Here is a 15214-nt window from a genome sequence, read left to right as displayed (position 1 = left end):
GGCTTGGGCGGTGCGGGCGGCGCCGCGGGCGCAACCGGGGCAGACGCAACCGGGGCGGGCACGGGCGCCGGGGCTGGCGTCGCGACGACCGGGGCCGCGGCTTCGACCGGCGCGGGCTCGGCTACCGGAGCCGGTGCGGGCGGAGTCGGCGCAGGCTCCGGCGCAGCGGGGGAATCGGGCGCGTCGCCGGCCAGGCGCGCTTCGTCAGCGCGACGGCGGGCCTCTTCGGCCGCTTCGATACGCTCGCGTTCCTCGCGGCGACGCGATTCCTCCAGCGCGTTCATGCGCGATTCGTCGGCTTCGCGCAGCAGCTTGGTCTGCAGCTCCTGGCGCGACAGCAAGGAATTGGCGGGCGAAACCGGTGCCGGCGGCGCAGGCCGCGGTGCCACTGGTGCGGGGGCTGCGGTCTCCTCGACGACCGGCGTCGCCGGGGTGGCGGTCGGACCGAGGATACGGCGCCGCTTTACCTCCACCTGCACGGTGTTCTGGCGGCCATGGCTGAAGCTCTGCTTCACCTGGCCTGTCTCGACCGTGCGCTTCAGCCCCAATGGCTGGCGCATGACCAGTTTCGGCTTCTCGTTGTCCGTATCGCTCACTCGGATTCCTCGTAATTCTCGTCGGCCGGATCGTTTTGTTGTTCGTCGCCGTCGTTCCCGTTTCCGGATTCAGACGGCGATGCGCCCTGCGAGGCCGTTTCGCAAGGCACGGAAGATGGGTCAGGGCCGATGAAATGCAGCCAGCGGTGAAGCGCTTCGCTCACCCTCTTGGCTGCATCGGGATCAGTCAGGCCGATATGTACCACATTTTGCCGGCCCAGTGCCACGGCCAATATGGTGCGGGGTACTGGCAGAACCAAGCCCCTGCGGGCGCTGCCTTCTTCGTCGTTGCCGACGCGCCACGCCTGGTCGAGTTTGCGGTTGCCGTCGGTGCCCGCGTCGGACGCGTGCAGCAGCAGATGCAGCTTCCCAGAACGCGCGGCGGCCTCGATCTTGTCCGAGCCCGAGAAGAGCCCGCCGGAACGGGATTCGAGCCCGAGCCGGTCGAGCGCGGCACGTTCCAGCGCGGATTCGATCCGGGCCGGCAAATCGTCGGGAATGATCACGGGTCCGGTCTTGAAAGCGCGTGCGAGCGCGCCCTTGAGCTTGCCCTTTTTGATCGCGACCTCAAGCTCGGCCCTGGTCACGCCGATCCATGCGCCGCGTCCTGGCGCCTTGGCACGGACATCGGGGAGAATGTCGCCATCCGGCGACAGGGCAAGCCGCACCAGCGCATGCCGCGGCGCGCGGTCGCCAAGCAGGATGCAGCGGCGGATCGGGTCGGCGGCGGTCATGCGCACGCCTCCACCCGCATCGCTGCGAACCCCGGAACCAGTCCGGGGCAATGAGGGAATGTCTGTAGCCCTAGCGCGTCATTGTGAGGGAACCGCATGCGCGTCCTCCCTCTGCGGCGTATCACGATCGGCGATCAGCTGACCGCCCGCACCGTAATTCTCCGTCGACACTTCTTCGATCACGATCTGCACCGCAGCCGGGTTCTTGCCGAGGCGCGAGACCAGGGATGCGGTGACGTCGGCGACGATCCCCGCTTTCTGATCGCGCGTCGCGGTTCCCGATATGCGGATGCTGACGAATGGCATTACGCTTCACTCTCCTCCGATGCGTCGGCAGCCGGCGCTGCTTCCTCATCGTCGAACCAGTGCGCGCGCGCGGCCATGATGATCTCATTGCCCTGTTCTTCCGACAGGCCATATTCGCCGAGTACGCCACCCTTGTCCTCGGGGCGCTTATTCTCGCTCTCGGCGCGGCGACGCTGTTCCTGGCGCTTCTTCTGCACCAGCTCGTCAGTCGCCAGATCGGCAAGATCGTCGAGCGTCAGGATGCCGGCCTTGCCCAGCGTGACCAGCATCGCCTCGTTGAGGTGCGGCATGGTCGCCAGTTCGTCGGACACGCCGAGTTCGCGGCGCAGCGTGCGATTGGCTTCCTCGCGGCGCTCGAGCGCTTCGGTCGCGCGGCTTTGCAGCTCAGCGGCGAGGTCCTCGTCGAACCCTTCGATCGAGGCGATTTCGTCGGCCTCGACATAAGCCACTTCTTCCAGCGCGCCAAAGCCTTCGGCGACCAGCAACTGCGCCAGCGTCTCGTCGACATCGAGCTCGGTCTGGAACATCTCGGTGCGCTCGGCGAATTCCTTCTGGCGCTTCTCCGACGCGTCGGCCTCGGTCAGGATGTCGATCGCCTTGCCGGTCAACTGGCTGGCGAGGCGGACATTCTGGCCGCGACGGCCGATGGCGAGCGACAGCTGATCGTCGGGCACGACGACTTCGATGCGGTCCTCTTCCTCGTCGATCACCACGCGCGATACCGATGCCGGCTGCAGCGCGTTGACCACGAAGGTCGCGGTGTCGGGCGACCAGGGAATGATGTCGATCTTCTCGCCCTGCATTTCCTGCACGACCGCCTGCACGCGGCTGCCCTTCATGCCGACGCAGGCGCCGACCGGATCGATCGAGCTGTCATGCGAGATGACGCCGATCTTGGCACGGCTGCCCGGGTCGCGCGCGGCCGCCTTGATCTCGATGATGCCGTCGTAGATTTCGGGCACTTCCTGCGCGAACAGCTTCTTCATGAAGTCGGGATGCGCGCGGCTGAGGAAGATTTGCGGGCCGCGATTTTCACGGCGCACGTTGAGGATCAGGCTGCGGATGCGGTCGTTGACGCGCACCACTTCGCGCGGGATCTGCGCGTCGCGGCGGATCACGCCTTCGGCGCGGCCCAGATCGACCACGACGTGGCCGAACTCGACCCGCTTCACCACGCCGGTGATGATCTCACCCATGCGGTCCTTGAATTCCTCATATTGACGCTCGCGCTCGGCGTCGCGAACCTTCTGGAAGATCACCTGCTTGGCGGCCTGCGCCGCGATACGGCCGAACTCGATCGGGGGCAGCGGATCGACGATATAGTCGCCGACCACCGCACCGGGCTGGAGCTTCTGCGCTTCCTTCAGATTGACCTGCTTGAAATAATCATCGACCGCCTCGACCACTTCGACGACGCGCCACAAGCGAAGGTCGCCAGTGTTCGCATCCAGCTTGGCGCGAATGTCGTTCTCGGCGCCGTAGCGCGCGCGGGCCGCGCGTTGAATCGCGTCTTCCATCGCCTCGATCACGATACCGCGATCGATCATCTTCTCGGTCGCGACGGCATTCGCGATCGCGATCAATTCTGCCTTGTTGGCGGAAACGGCAGTGGCCATCAATCTTGCCCTTCACTGGTGTTGGTATCGGCGGCTTCGAGCTCGCCTTCTTCGAATTCTTCTTCGTCCGCGCCCTCGGCCGACAATGGCCGGGTCGCGGCGAGCAGCCGGTCGGTGAACAGCAATTTCGCATCGGCGACCTGGTCGAACCCGATGGTCATTTCCTGATGCTTGTTCACGTCGATCGTGATGCGGTCGCCCTCGACCCCGACCAGATTACCGGTCAGCTGCTTGCGGCCCTCGACCGGCGCGGTCAGCACGATGCGCGCTTCATGTCCGGCCCAATCGGCAAAGTCGCCGAGTCGCGTCAGCGGGCGGTCGATGCCCGGCGACGACACTTCGAGGCGGTATTCGCTTTCGATCGGATCGGCTTCGTCGAGCAGGTCGGAGATGCGGCGCGACAAATCGGCGCAATCGTCGATCGTCAGCTGGCGCGTGTCGGGACGCTCGGCCATCACCTGCAGAGTGATGTCGCCGGCGCCGCCGAACAATTTCACGCGCACCAGGTCGAATCCCAAAGCCTGGGCCTCGGGTTCGATCAGTGCCGTCAATTTGGCGATATCCGCCATCTGCTCTCCGAATGAATACGTCTCGGCACCGCCGCGAGCCGTAGCCCGCAGCCTCTTCATCAATCAACGATGTAGAGAAAGCGCGAGTGCGATATAGGCTGATCGCATAGGGCTGGCAAGCGGCCCCGGCACCAATGGCACGATCCATTGGGTTCGGGATCGTTTGACCGGCCGGATCGATCGACTGGAGAGCCGAGATGCGCCTGCTTTATCTGACCCTGCCCACCTTGCTGATCGCCTGTACCGCCAACCAGGCCGCACCCGCTGCCGCAAGCGGCGATGTGCCCTTCACCAGGACGGTCATGGCCGATTTCGATTCGCCCTGGGCGATGACGTTCCTGCCCGACGGGCGGATGCTGGTGACTGAGAAGGCCGGGCAGCTGAAGCTGGTATCGGCGGACGGGAAGCAGACGAAAACCGTGTCGGGAACGCTGCCGGTCGATAGTGCGGGGCAGGGCGGGTTGATGGATGTGGTCCTGTCACCCGGCTTTGCGCAGGACAGGCTGGTCTATTTCAGCTTCTCGGAATCCGGCCCGGGCGGCAAGGGTGTGGCGCTGGCGCGCGGCAAGCTGAGTGACGATGCCACCCGGATCGAGGCCGCTGCGGTGATCTTCCGTGCGCACCCTTATGTCGAGGGCGATGGCCATTATTCGGGCCGTATCGCCTTTTCGCCTGACGGCAAATATCTCTTCTTCACCAATGGCGAGCGGCAGAAATTCGACCCCGCGCAGGACCCCAAGGCCACGCTTGGCAAGGTGTTGCGGCTCACGCCAGACGGCAAGCCAGCAGCGGGAAATCCGCTTGCCGCAAAGGGTTTCGACCCCGCGATCTGGTCCTATGGCCATCGAAATCTGCTTGGCATCGCGTTCGATTCGGCGGGCAATCTGTGGGAGCAGGAAATGGGCCCGAAGGGCGGTGATGAGGTCAATCTGATCGTTGCGGGCAAGAATTACGGCTGGCCCAGGGCATCGAACGGCAGCCATTATGACGGCCGCGACATTCCCGACCACAAGCCCGATGACGGTTTCGAAGCGCCGAAGGTCTGGTGGAACCCGTCGATCTCGCCCGGCGGGCTGATGATCTATTCGGGCGATCTGTTCCCGGCATGGAAGGGCGACGCATTCATCGGTGGCCTGTCGTCACAGGCGTTGCTGCGCGTCGATCTCGACGGGACCAATGCGAAAAAGGGCGACCAATGGGACATGGGCGCACGCATCCGGGAGGTCGAACAGGGTCCGGACGGTGCGATCTGGGTGCTGGAGGATGGTGGCGACGGGTCGCAGGGGCGGCTGATCAGGCTGACGCCGAAGAGCTGAATCCTCCCGGCGCCAGGGAGGAATGACCTAGCCGCGCGCCACCATGTAATTCATCCGCGCCGCCGCGATCGGTTTGGCGGGATCATCCTGCCAGGCCGTCGCCTCGACATTGGCGACGCGATTGCCGAGCCGCGTGACGACGCCCTGCGCCCGAGTCGGCTTGTCGCGGCCGCCGCGCATGAAATCGACGGTGACGTTGATCGGTTTGATCCGCCCGCCGCCGTCGGCCGCCAGCGCCTGTTGCAGGGCGGCGATCGCCGCCATCTCCATCAGCCCGCTGATCGCCCCGCCATGCAGGAAGCCGGGCCGCCCCAGCACGTCGTCGCGGAACGGCATGATCAGCACCGGCACGCCGTCCTGGCTGTCCGGATCGATGGTCAGACCAAGCAGGTCGGCATAAGGCGGCAGCATCAGCGATAGCCCTCCGGCGCCATGAAAGTGCCTGCGACATGCGCCAGCGGGTCGGCGGGATCGCCGTCATGCGCCGTGCCGCGCACGAACGCGATCAGGCGGGTCAGGCGATAGCATTCGCCGCGTCCGATCACGGTCTTGCCGGGGGTCGCGGGACGCAGATAATCGACGCGCAGGTCAAGCGTCGCATGCGGGCGAAAGCCGTTGAGCTTCAGCCAGACCGACATGCTTGTCGCCATGTCCATCATCGACAGGATCGGGCCGGAGGCGATCACGCCACTCGCCGGGTCGCCGATCTGGTCCTCGCTATAAGGCAGGGCGAGCTCGACCCAGTCGGGGCCATGCGCATGGTAATGCAGGCCGAGCCGACGGCCATGGCCGCCCGCGCCGTTGCGCAGAAAGCGTTCGGGATCGAAGACGAAGCCGGATGTGGTCATGCCCCGCGCTCTACACGGCGGTGCGATCAAGGCAAGCTGGGCCGGATTCGGGCGTTGCGGGTGTCGCGGCCCGCGTCTAGCATTAGGTTGCAAAACAAAACGAGGAGAGACGGGTGCATCCCAGCATTCATGGCGCCGCGACACCCGACAAGGCGGCGCTGATCGTTGCGGAAACCGGCGAGACGATCAGCTTTGCCGAGCTCGACCGCCGCTCCAACCGCGCCGCGCACCTGTTTCGCGCCCGCGGGCTGGCGATCGGCGATACGATCGCACTGTTCCTCGATAATATCCCTGAATTCTACGACATCGCCTGGGGCGCGCAGCGCTCTGGGCTATTCTACGTCTGCATCTCGTCGAAACTGACCGCGCCCGAGGTCGACTATATCCTGCGCGATTCGGGTGCGAAGCTGCTCATCGCCTCCGCCGCGCAAGGCGATGTGGCGGAAAAGCTCGACCTTGCCGGCTGTATCGGCCTTGCGATCGGCGGTGTGGCGGGATGGGAGGACTGGACCGCGGCGGTCGCGGCGATGCCCGACACGCCGGTCGCCGACGAGCGCGCCGGCGCCGACATGCTTTATTCCTCGGGCACGACCGGACGACCCAAGGGTGTTCGCGTCGCGCTGCCCGAGGATCCGGGGATCGCGACGCCCAATGTGCTGGCGATGCTGGCGCAGGCGCTCTACGGCCTTGGTCCGGACACGATCTATCTCAGCCCCGCGCCGCTCTATCATGCCGCGCCGTTGCGCTGGTCGATGACCGCGATGCGGCTTGGCGGCACCGTCGTGATGATGCGGCATTTCACCCCCGAAACCGCGCTCGCCGCGATCGAGCGTTACGGCGTCACCGCGAGCCAATGGGTGCCGACGCATTTCGTGCGCATGCTCAAGCTCGACGAAGCGGCCCGCACGCGTCACGACCTGTCGACGCTGAAAGTCGCGATCCATGCCGCCGCGCCCTGCCCGGTGCCGGTCAAGCAGGCGATGATCGACTGGTGGGGGCCAGTGCTGTTCGAATATTATGCCGGGTCGGAAGGCAATGGCCTGACCACGATCAACTCGGCGGAATGGCTCGCCCATCCCGGCTCGGTCGGCAAGGCGGCTTATGGCGCGTTGCACATCTGCAGCGACGCCGGCGAGGAACTGGGGCCGGACGAGGAAGGGCTGATCTATTTCGAGGGCGGCGGCGTGTTCGAATATCACAATGACCCGGCCAAGACCGCCGAGGCACGCAATGCGAAAGGGTGGACGACGCTCGGAGATATCGGGCGGATCGATGCCGACGGCTTCCTCTACCTCACTGATCGCAAGAGCTTCATGATCATTTCGGGCGGCGTGAACATCTATCCGCAGGAAATCGAGAATCGTCTGATCACGCATCCGCGCGTCGCCGATGTCGCGGTGATCGGCGGGCCGGATGCGGAAATGGGCGAGCGCGTGATCGCCGTGGTCCAGCCGATCGACATGGCCGAGGCGAGCCCGGAATTCGCCGCCGAGCTGACCGCCTGGTGCCGCGCCGAATTGTCGGGGGTGAAGACCCCACGCCAGATCGACTTCACGGCGGAACTGCCGCGCCACGCGACGGGCAAACTCTACAAACGGCTGCTTCGCGACCGCTATTGGGGCGAAACCGGCAGCCGGATCGTCTAGCGCAACTCATCCCCGTTCGTGCTGAGCCTGTCGAAGCACCGTCCTTTCGCGACGCCCCGGGAACGGAAAGAGCGGCCCTTCGACAGGCTCAGGGCGAACGGAGGTTTACATGAACGACCGCGTATCCATCACCGTCACCGACCATATCGCCGATGTCCGGCTGACTCGCGCCGACAAGATGAATGCGATCGACCCGGCGATGTTCCAGGGCATTGCCGATGCGATCGACGCGCTCGCGGGCCGGGACGATGTCCGGGTGGTGATCTTGTCGGGGGAGGGGCGCGGCTTCTGCGCCGGGCTCGACATGGGCAGCATGGCCACGGGCGGCTCGGGGCTCGAATTGTCGTCGCGCCCCTGGGACGGCGCCAATCTTGTCCAACAGGTGTCGATCGGCTGGCGCACGCTGCCGATGCCGGTGATCGCCGCGGTCCATGGCGTCGCGCTCGGCGGCGGGTTCCAGATCATGTCGGGCGCCGATATCCGCATTGCCGCGCCGGCCACGCGTTTCGCGATCCGCGAGCTGCATTGGGGGCTGGTCCCCGACATGGGCGGTTTTCCGCTATGGCGCAGCCTGGTGCGCGACGATGTCTTGCGCGAACTGACTTATACCGCGCGCGAATTCGGCCCCGATGATGCGCTCCGGCATGGCTTCATCTCGCACATCGCCGACGATCCCCGTGCCGCGGCGATGACGCTCGCGGTCGAAATCGCCAGCCGCAATCCGCACGCGGTGCGCGGTGCGAAGCGGCTGTGCAACATGGCGCACGACGCGGATCCGGTGACGATGCTCGAAGCCGAGACGGTCGAGCAATTGAAGGTGATCCGCCAGCCCAACCAGGTCGAGGCCGTGATGGCCAATATGGAGAAGCGCGTACCCGTGTTTCGGGATTAGTCTTCCCCGAACATCTCGCGCTGTGCCTTTTCGATTTCTTCGGCATAGCGACGCCGGACGAATGATTCCGACAGGATGCCGAGCACGCGCCGGTCGCTGTCCAGAACAGCCATTTCGTCGGCGCCGGATGCGTCAAAGCGCTTCATCACCGCCGCGATGTCCAGTTCGGGAACCAGCGCCGCGTCGCCATTGACGGCAATGCTGCCAATCGGCGCGGTGGTGTCCATGCCTTCCGCATATGCCGCGGGTGTCTGGACGATACCGGCATAGCGTCCGTCGTCGTCGACCAGCACCACCCGGCTCGTCGCGCCCAATGGGAAACGATGACGGAACTCAGCGATCGTAATGGACGCAGGCGTCGCCCGGGTTTCCCGCCGCATCATCCGCCCGGCGGTCAGCGTCCTGACCCAGCCGACATCGCGCGCGCTCTTGATCGTTTCGCCACGCAGATGGAGCCGCCAGGTCGAGAAGCTATAGCCGAACGTCTCGCGCACGATCGTCGAAGACACGAGCGAAGCCGCCAATACCGCGCCGGTCAACGCGAAATCATGAGTCGCCTCCAGTACGAGCATCGCCATGGTCATCGGCCCGCCGACGATCGCGACGGCCAGCGCCGCCATGCCGACAAGTGCCGCATTATGCGCATCCACGATCGCAATACCGGTGGCTGCGGTCAGGGCGCCGGCGAAAAGATGGCCGATCAGCGTGCCCAGAAACAGCGATGCGAAAAAAAGGCCGCCGCGAAATCCGAAGCCAAGCGACACCACCGACGCCGCGCTTTTGGCGATCAGGATCGTGGCGACGAACCCCAGCGAGGCGCCGGCGGCCAGGTCGGCGTGCAATGCGCCATGGCCGGCCGATAATATCTGCGGCGACCAGGCGGCGATCGGCATGAGCAGCATGCCGCCGATCAATGGGCGGGACCAGCCCGGGAGCGGGATCGAGCGCGTACCCGTTTCCACCAGCGCGACGGCGCGCATCAAGGCGATGCCGATCACCGCGCACAGCGCACCGAGTCCGGCATAGATCAGGTAGTGATGCGTCTCGATCGCGCCGCCGGCCGCAGCATCGATCACATAAGGCTGAACGCCGAACGATTGCGACACGAACACCGCCGTCAGTGTCGCTGCCACCACCGGCGCGATGGCCGATGGCGTATAGGCGCCGATCACGATCTCGAACCCGTAAAAGGCGCCGGCCAGCGGCGCACCAAAGGCAGCGGCAATCGCCGCGCCCGCGCCGGCGCCGACAAGGTTGCGCAGATCGGCCCGGCGCAATCGAAGCGCGGTGCCCGCGATCGACGCGATCGCGCCGCCGATCTGGGCATAAGCGGCCTCAAGGCCGACCGAGGCGCCGAACCCGTTCGATAGGACGGTCTGCCCGGATATGACCAGGCTGTCGGACATCGACATGCGCCCGCCATGAAGCGCGTTCGCTTCCACGGCGTCGACCAGACGCCGTCTGCGCGCGCCGACCACCCAGGAAAAGGCGGCGAGCACGCCGCCGCCGAGCGGCAAGGCGAGCAGCGCCCAGCCGGAGAGCGCGGGCATCGCGCTCAGCCGCGCATCATGGGGCAGGGCGAAGAGCCAATGCTGAAGCGTGCGGGCGACGGCCCCGAGAGCGATGCTCGAAAGGCCGGCGGCGGCGCCGACCAGGACCGCCAGCAGAATGAACGCCGCTTCGCTTGCTCGAACGCGGCGGCGGGCCCAGGCCCATGGCAGGATGAGGCGTCGCGTGAAGGACAGTCGCGTGAAGGACAAGGGGCCGCTCGGTGCGTTTGCAGAAGATTGCGCCGATACGCCTCGTTCGCCGAGGTATCCAGTGCGGCTCACAAATCAGGCAGCGGCTGCAATATCCCATAAGGGTCATCGCCGGCGGCGCGCTTCACTTCGTCGAGCAGCCAGTCGCGGAGTGCGCGGACCTTTGGCTGGTTTCGCTTATGCTCCGGATAGAGCAGCCAGAATGCGTTGCGATAGGTCGCGATATGGTCGAACGGCTGCACCAGCAATCCGGCATCGATCGCGGCCTGGAACATCGGCGGACTGACGATCGCGACACCATGGCCGGCAATCGCGGCATGCCCTTCCAGCACTTGCGATTCGAAGCGGATGCCGGTGTGCGTCCGGCCATTCGAATCCAGGTCGGTCAGCGAATCGAACCACAGGTCCCACCAGTCATCGTCGGGCGACAGGCGCGTGACCGTGAGCAGGTCGGCCGGTGTCCTCAGCGGATGCGCCGCCAGGAAGGCCGGACTCGCCAGCGGCGTGACCGGCATGCGCATGAGGAAATGAGCGACAAGCCCGGCCGGCGGGGCCGAGGTGCCGCGAATGGCCACGTCGAACTCGCTCGACGCCAGATCGACCATCTGGTCGGAGACGTCGAGGCGTACCGACAAATCGGGGCGGATGGCGTGGAAATTGCCCAGCCGCCCGGACAGCCAGTTGGTCGCGAAGGTGCGTGGCGCGGTGATGCTCAAGACCGAATCATTCTCCGTTTCGGCTATCGCAAATGCTTCGCCGAGCGAGGTGAAGGCATCGATCACGCGCGGCGCGATGCGACGGCCAAGATCGGTCAGCACCATGCCGCGCCCCTGGCGCTGGAACAGCGATGCTCCCAGCCGTTCCTCGAGCAATTTCATTTGATAGCTCACCGCCGCCTGGGTCAGCCCGAGTTCCTCGGCGGCGCGGCTGAAATTGCCGTGCCGCGAGGCGGCTTCGAACACGCGAATCGCGGCAAGCGGTGGAATGCGGCGCATCGCGAATATATAAGTCAAACTTATAGTTTAGGTCCAACGCTTTGTTGGCGTCGGGAAAGCGGTTGCCGCAAAAAGACGGTGTCATCCACGACCCATAAGGACTTAGCCATGTTGAAGATCATTCTCCCCGCCCTCCTTCTTTCCGTCGGCATACCGGGCGCGGCGGTCGCGCAGGATATCCATCGCGACATCCATATCTCCCATAGCGACCTCGACTTGCGCAGCGCGGCGGGGATCAAGCAGCTCGATCGCCGGATTTCCCGGGCCATCGATGCGGTTTGCCCCGATCTGACGGCCGGTGAACTCGGTCGCAAGATGGCGGCGTATCGGTGCCGCAAGACGATGTATGCGACGGTCGCGGCACAGCGCACCAGGGTATTGGCCGCCGCCGCGCCGACCGCGGTGACATTCATGGCGGCGCGTTGATTCCCGCGGAGCCGCGCTCGGGATCAGCCGTGGCGACGCGGCTGATCCCGGGCGCGCTTGCTGCCCGGGAAAGTACAAGTTCAGCTGATACCCCGCATCGGCGGCGGCGCACCGCCAAGGGAGCGGCTTACCCGCGCAGCATGCGATGCGCCTCGAGTCCCGCACGGAAATCGGCGGCGAGAGCGGTAGCGTTCACGCCGCCACTCATCACGATCACCGTGTCGCAGGTCGCGATCGGCTCGCCCTGCTGAAAGGCGGCCGACAGCAAATGCCAGCTGCGCGTGCCGATATCGCCGACCCCCGTCGCGATCTCGACATCGGCGGGAAAATGTCCCTCGGCGAGATAGTTGATCTCGACCTTGGCGACGAGCCAGCGATGGCCGTGCCAGCCCGACAGGTTCATCGCCTTGTTGAAGCGCACCCGGCCGCTCTCGAACAAGGCCGCCATCGCGACATTGTTGATATGGCCCAGCACGTCCAGGTCCTGGAACCGGGTCTGGATCGCCTCGCGATGCGGATAGCTGGCGGAGTCCAGCCGCCATGGTTCTGGTCTTGCGATTGGTCGTCTCCCCCTGCCGTCCGCGCCACGCGTTGTCGAAACACTGTCTCAGGGCAGCGTTTTCGACCTCGCGCGAGGCGACCGGAGACACCATAGCGCCGCTGTCAGCGCAACGCCATGCGCCCCACCACGACGCGCGTCAGCGCGGCGCCATGCGACCCCCCACGATGCGCGTCAGCGCGGCGCCATGCGAATCGCGCCGTCCAGGCGCACATCCTCGCCGTTGAAATAGCTGTTCTCGATCATGGTCAGCGCGAGATGGGCATATTCCGGCGCGTTGCCGAGGCGCTTGGGGAAGGGCACGCTGGCGGCCAGCGCATCCCGCACCGGCTGCGGCGCGCCCTGCATCAGCGGCGTGTTGAAAATGCCGGGCAGGATGGTGTTGACGCGGATGCCTTCGTTCATCAGGTCGCGCGCGATCGGCAGGGTCATGCCGACCACGCCGCCCTTTGACGCCGAATAAGCGGCCTGGCCGATCTGGCCGTCCTCGGCGGCGACGCTCGCGGTCATCACGATCGCACCGCGCTCGCCATCCTCACCGGCTTCGAGCGTCAGCATGCCGGCGGCCGATTTGGCGACGCAGCGGAAGGTGCCGATCAGGTTGATCTGAATCAGCCAGTCGAACGCGGCGAGCGGGAAATGCTTTATGCTGCCATCTTCCTTCGACCGGCTCGCGGTCTTCACCGCATTGCCGGTGCCGGCGCAGCACACCAGCACGCTTTCCTGGCCATGCGCGGCACGCGCCTTGGCGAAACCGGCATCGACGCTTTCATCCGACGTCACATTCACTTCGCAGAAGATGCCGCCGATATCGGCGGCGACCTTCTCGCCCTTTTCGGCCTGCAGATCGAAGATCGCGACCTTGACCCCCTTCGCGGCAAGCGCGCGCGCGGTGGCTTCGCCAAGGCCGGAGGCGCCGCCGGTGACGACGGCGGAAATGGTGTTGCCGAGCTTCATTACAGTTTCTCCACGATCGTTACATTGGCGATGCCGCCGCCTTCACACATGGTTTGCAGGCCATAGCGCTTGCCGCGCGTGTGCAGCGCGTTGACCAGAGTCGCCATCAGCTTGGTGCCCGACGCGCCAAGCGGATGGCCAAGCGCGATCGCGCCGCCATTGACGTTGAGCTTCGCGGGATCCGCGCCGACATGCTTGAGCCAGGCGAGCGGTACCGGTGCGAAGGCCTCATTGACCTCGTACAGGTCGATATCCTCGATCTTCATGCCCGCGCGCTTCAGCGCCCGGTCGGTCGCGAACAATGGCTCCTCGAGCATGATCACCGGGTCGCCGCCGGTCACCGTCAGGTTGACGATGCGCGCGATCGGGGTCAGGCCATGCTCCTTCAGCGCCGCTTCGCTGACGATCAGCACCGCGCTCGCGCCGTCACAGATCTGGCTGGCATTGGCGGCCGAGATTGCGCCGCCCTCCTGCAGCAGCTTGACCGATCCGATCGATTCGAGCGTCGCGTCGTAGCGGATGCCTTCGTCGCGGCGATGGCTTTCCACGCCCTCGGGCGTCTCGACATCGATCGCGACGATCTCGCGCTCGAACGCGCCGCTTTCGGTCGCGGCGATCGCGCGCTTGTGGCTTTCCAGCGCGAAGGCGTCGAGCTGCTCGCGGTTGAAGCCGTGCTTCTTGACGATCATTTCCGCGCCGATGAACTGGCTGAACATGATGCCGGGATATTTCTCCTCGAGCAGCGGCGACTTATAATGGCCCAGCCCTTCCTTCATGTGGAGCATCGCGGTCGATCCCATCGGCACGCGCGTCATGCTTTCGACGCCGGCGGCGATGACCACGTCCTGGGTGCCCGACATCACGGCTTGCGCCGCGAACTGAATCGCCTGTTGCGACGATCCGCATTGCCGGTCGATCGATACGGCAGGGACGCTGTCGGGCAGATTCTTCGCCGCGAGCACGGCGTTGCGGCCGACCTGGCCGGCTTGCTGTCCGCCCTGGCTGACACAGCCCATGATCACGTCGTCGACCGCGGCGCCGTCGAGTCCGACTCGCGCGATCAGCGCGTCGAGCACATGCGCGGCCATGTCCACCGGATGCGTGCCGGCAAGCTTGCCGCCGCGCCTTCCGCCGGCGGTGCGCACCGCATCCACGATATATGCCTCGGCCATGCGACTCTCCTATAAGTCCCTATTTGCAACCTCTCTTGCCCAATCCGGCGTCCTCGGCAAGGGTCGCGCGACCGGCGCAATCGCCGAAATGGAGAGTGTTTGATGCCCCAGGCGGAGCGTTGCTCATGAATGTGTCCGATGCCGTAGCGGCACGCCGATCGGTGCGTGGATTCCTCGATACGCCGGTCGATGCGGATTTGCTGCGCGACGTGGTGACGAAGGCGGCACGCGCCGCGACCGGCGGCAATTTGCAACCCTGGCATGTCGATGTGATCAGCGATGCGCCGCTCGCCGAGCTCAAGGCGATCGTCGCGGCCAAGCTGATCGCCGGCGAGACCGAGGAGCCCGCCTATCAGATCTACCCAGCGCCGCTCACCGCACCCTATCGCGACCGCCGCTTCGCGATCGGTGAGGCGATGTATGGCGAGGTCGGCATCCCGCGCGAGGACAAGGCGGCGCGGCGCATGTGGTTCGCGCGCAACTTCCAGTTCTTCGGCGCGCCCGCGGCACTGTTCTGCACCGTCGACCGGCAGATGGGGCCGCCGCAATGGGCCGATCTCGGCATGTATCTGCAGAATGTCATGCTGCTTGCGGTCGAGGCGGGGCTCGCCACCTGCTCGCAGGAATGCTGGGCGATGTATCCCGAAACGATCACCTCGTTCCTCGGCACGCCGGGCGAACGCATGCTCTTTTGCGGCATGGCGATCGGCTATGAAGATACGGAAGAGCCCGCGAACCGCTTGCGCAGTTCACGGGCTCCTGAGGAAGAATGGCTGACGGTTAGGTCGTAAATCCTCCCCGGCACGGGGGGGGACCATCCGA

The 15214-nt window shown here is 65.7% G+C and carries 17 protein-coding genes; 5 read left to right on the top strand and 12 right to left on the bottom strand.

What is annotated here, in order from left to right; genetic code table 11:
- From OO12_RS26040 to rimP, 5 genes are all read right to left on the bottom strand, one after another.
- Window positions 1–596, bottom strand: a 596-nt coding sequence (locus OO12_RS26040; protein ID WP_034161622.1) for an IF-2-associated domain-containing protein, incomplete at its 3' end; no start/stop codon positions are given.
- On the bottom strand, window positions 593–1330 hold the full coding sequence (locus OO12_RS26035) for a DUF448 domain-containing protein (protein WP_052216288.1): 738 nt from the start codon (window positions 1328–1330) through the stop codon (window positions 593–595). The genes OO12_RS26040 and OO12_RS26035, both read right to left, overlap by 4 nt.
- Before the next feature lie 78 nt (window positions 1331–1408).
- A complete protein-coding gene (locus OO12_RS26030; protein WP_034161621.1) occupies window positions 1409–1636 on the bottom strand; it encodes a tautomerase family protein in 228 nt (75 codons plus the stop codon).
- The gene (gene nusA, locus OO12_RS26025) at window positions 1636–3252 is read right to left on the bottom strand and encodes a transcription termination factor NusA (protein ID WP_034161620.1); all 1617 of its coding nucleotides are present in this window, start codon (window positions 3250–3252) and stop codon (window positions 1636–1638) included. The genes OO12_RS26030 and nusA overlap by 1 nt, the downstream gene beginning before the upstream one ends.
- Window positions 3252–3821, bottom strand: coding sequence for a ribosome maturation protein RimP (gene rimP / locus OO12_RS26020; protein ID WP_034161619.1), 570 nt, complete (start codon window positions 3819–3821; stop codon window positions 3252–3254). Before rimP ends, nusA begins: the two co-directional genes overlap by 1 nt.
- 197 nt (window positions 3822–4018) lie before the next feature.
- Between rimP and OO12_RS26015 the strand changes: the two genes are divergently transcribed.
- Window positions 4019–5137, top strand: coding sequence for a PQQ-dependent sugar dehydrogenase (locus tag OO12_RS26015; protein WP_034161618.1), 1119 nt, complete (start codon window positions 4019–4021; stop codon window positions 5135–5137).
- A 27-nt stretch (window positions 5138–5164) separates the two neighbouring features.
- On the opposite strand, the gene OO12_RS26010 is transcribed toward OO12_RS26015, so the two are convergent.
- Window positions 5165–5548, bottom strand: a complete 384-nt coding sequence (locus OO12_RS26010) for a PaaI family thioesterase (protein WP_034161617.1) — start codon at window positions 5546–5548, stop codon at window positions 5165–5167.
- Window positions 5548–5985 carry a PaaI family thioesterase gene (locus OO12_RS26005; protein ID WP_034161616.1) on the bottom strand — a complete coding sequence of 146 codons (438 nt, stop codon included), beginning with the start codon at window positions 5983–5985 and terminating at the stop codon, window positions 5548–5550. Before OO12_RS26005 ends, OO12_RS26010 begins: the two co-directional genes overlap by 1 nt.
- 113 nt (window positions 5986–6098) lie before the next feature.
- Here OO12_RS26005 and OO12_RS26000 point away from each other — a divergent pair, with 113 nt between their 5' ends.
- Window positions 6099–7631, top strand: a complete 1533-nt coding sequence (locus OO12_RS26000; protein ID WP_034161615.1) for an acyl-CoA synthetase — start codon at window positions 6099–6101, stop codon at window positions 7629–7631.
- 109 nt (window positions 7632–7740) lie between these two features.
- Window positions 7741–8523 (top strand): crotonase/enoyl-CoA hydratase family protein, encoded by a 783-nt coding sequence (locus tag OO12_RS25995; protein WP_034161614.1) that lies wholly within the window; start codon window positions 7741–7743, stop codon window positions 8521–8523.
- Here OO12_RS25995 and OO12_RS25990 read toward each other — a convergent pair.
- Window positions 8520–10268: a chloride channel protein gene (locus OO12_RS25990; RefSeq protein ID WP_034161624.1), complete on the bottom strand. Its 1749-nt coding sequence runs from the start codon at window positions 10266–10268 to the stop codon at window positions 8520–8522. The two genes, OO12_RS25995 and OO12_RS25990, sit on opposite strands and share 4 nt — an antisense overlap.
- A gap of 83 nt (window positions 10269–10351) precedes the next feature.
- Window positions 10352–11278 carry a LysR substrate-binding domain-containing protein gene (locus OO12_RS25985; RefSeq protein WP_034161613.1) on the bottom strand — a complete coding sequence of 309 codons (927 nt, stop codon included), beginning with the start codon at window positions 11276–11278 and terminating at the stop codon, window positions 10352–10354.
- Between the two features lie 108 nt (window positions 11279–11386).
- Here OO12_RS25985 and OO12_RS27300 point away from each other — a divergent pair, with 108 nt between their 5' ends.
- Entirely contained in the window at window positions 11387–11704 is a 318-nt protein-coding gene (locus OO12_RS27300; protein WP_052216287.1) for a UrcA family protein, read from the top strand.
- A gap of 127 nt (window positions 11705–11831) precedes the next feature.
- Here OO12_RS27300 and OO12_RS25975 read toward each other — a convergent pair whose 3' ends face one another.
- From OO12_RS25975 to OO12_RS25965, 3 genes are all read right to left on the bottom strand, one after another.
- Window positions 11832–12263: an acyl-CoA thioesterase gene (locus OO12_RS25975; protein WP_034161612.1), complete on the bottom strand. Its 432-nt coding sequence runs from the start codon at window positions 12261–12263 to the stop codon at window positions 11832–11834.
- 174 nt (window positions 12264–12437) lie between these two features.
- Window positions 12438–13220: an SDR family NAD(P)-dependent oxidoreductase gene (locus OO12_RS25970; RefSeq protein ID WP_034161611.1), complete on the bottom strand. Its 783-nt coding sequence runs from the start codon at window positions 13218–13220 to the stop codon at window positions 12438–12440.
- The gene (locus OO12_RS25965; RefSeq protein WP_034161610.1) at window positions 13220–14392 is read right to left on the bottom strand and encodes an acetyl-CoA C-acetyltransferase; all 1173 of its coding nucleotides are present in this window, start codon (window positions 14390–14392) and stop codon (window positions 13220–13222) included. Before OO12_RS25965 ends, OO12_RS25970 begins: the two co-directional genes overlap by 1 nt.
- Window positions 14393–14517: 125 nt before the next feature.
- On the opposite strand from OO12_RS25965, the gene OO12_RS25960 reads away from it, so the two are divergent.
- Window positions 14518–15183: a nitroreductase family protein gene (locus OO12_RS25960; protein ID WP_034161609.1), complete on the top strand. Its 666-nt coding sequence runs from the start codon at window positions 14518–14520 to the stop codon at window positions 15181–15183.
- Window positions 15184–15214: the final 31 nt, after the last annotated feature.

This window comes from Sphingomonas sp. ERG5 (genome assembly GCF_000803065.1).
Classification (GTDB): Bacteria; Pseudomonadota; Alphaproteobacteria; order Sphingomonadales; family Sphingomonadaceae; genus Sphingomonas.
This window is presented reverse-complemented; position numbering and strand designations above follow the sequence as displayed.

What these genes read in the sequence shown, in the direction of transcription:
- OO12_RS26035 (WP_052216288.1), bottom strand. Translation starts at nt 1,330, where the DNA reads ATGACCGCCGCCGACCCGATCCGCCGCTGCATCCTGCTTGGCGACCGC.
- OO12_RS26030 (WP_034161621.1), bottom strand. Translation starts at nt 1,636, where the DNA reads ATGCCATTCGTCAGCATCCGCATATCGGGAACCGCGACGCGCGATCAG.
- nusA (WP_034161620.1), bottom strand. Translation starts at nt 3,252, where the DNA reads ATGGCCACTGCCGTTTCCGCCAACAAGGCAGAATTGATCGCGATCGCG.
- rimP (WP_034161619.1), bottom strand. Translation starts at nt 3,821, where the DNA reads ATGGCGGATATCGCCAAATTGACGGCACTGATCGAACCCGAGGCCCAG.
- OO12_RS26015 (WP_034161618.1), top strand. Translation starts at nt 4,019, where the DNA reads ATGCGCCTGCTTTATCTGACCCTGCCCACCTTGCTGATCGCCTGTACC.
- OO12_RS26010 (WP_034161617.1), bottom strand. Translation starts at nt 5,548, where the DNA reads ATGCTGCCGCCTTATGCCGACCTGCTTGGTCTGACCATCGATCCGGAC.
- OO12_RS26005 (WP_034161616.1), bottom strand. Translation starts at nt 5,985, where the DNA reads ATGACCACATCCGGCTTCGTCTTCGATCCCGAACGCTTTCTGCGCAAC.
- OO12_RS25995 (WP_034161614.1), top strand. Translation starts at nt 7,741, where the DNA reads ATGAACGACCGCGTATCCATCACCGTCACCGACCATATCGCCGATGTC.
- OO12_RS25985 (WP_034161613.1), bottom strand. Translation starts at nt 11,278, where the DNA reads ATGCGCCGCATTCCACCGCTTGCCGCGATTCGCGTGTTCGAAGCCGCC.
- OO12_RS27300 (WP_052216287.1), top strand. Translation starts at nt 11,387, where the DNA reads ATGTTGAAGATCATTCTCCCCGCCCTCCTTCTTTCCGTCGGCATACCG.
- OO12_RS25970 (WP_034161611.1), bottom strand. Translation starts at nt 13,220, where the DNA reads ATGAAGCTCGGCAACACCATTTCCGCCGTCGTCACCGGCGGCGCCTCC.
- OO12_RS25965 (WP_034161610.1), bottom strand. Translation starts at nt 14,392, where the DNA reads ATGGCCGAGGCATATATCGTGGATGCGGTGCGCACCGCCGGCGGAAGG.
- OO12_RS25960 (WP_034161609.1), top strand. Translation starts at nt 14,518, where the DNA reads ATGAATGTGTCCGATGCCGTAGCGGCACGCCGATCGGTGCGTGGATTC.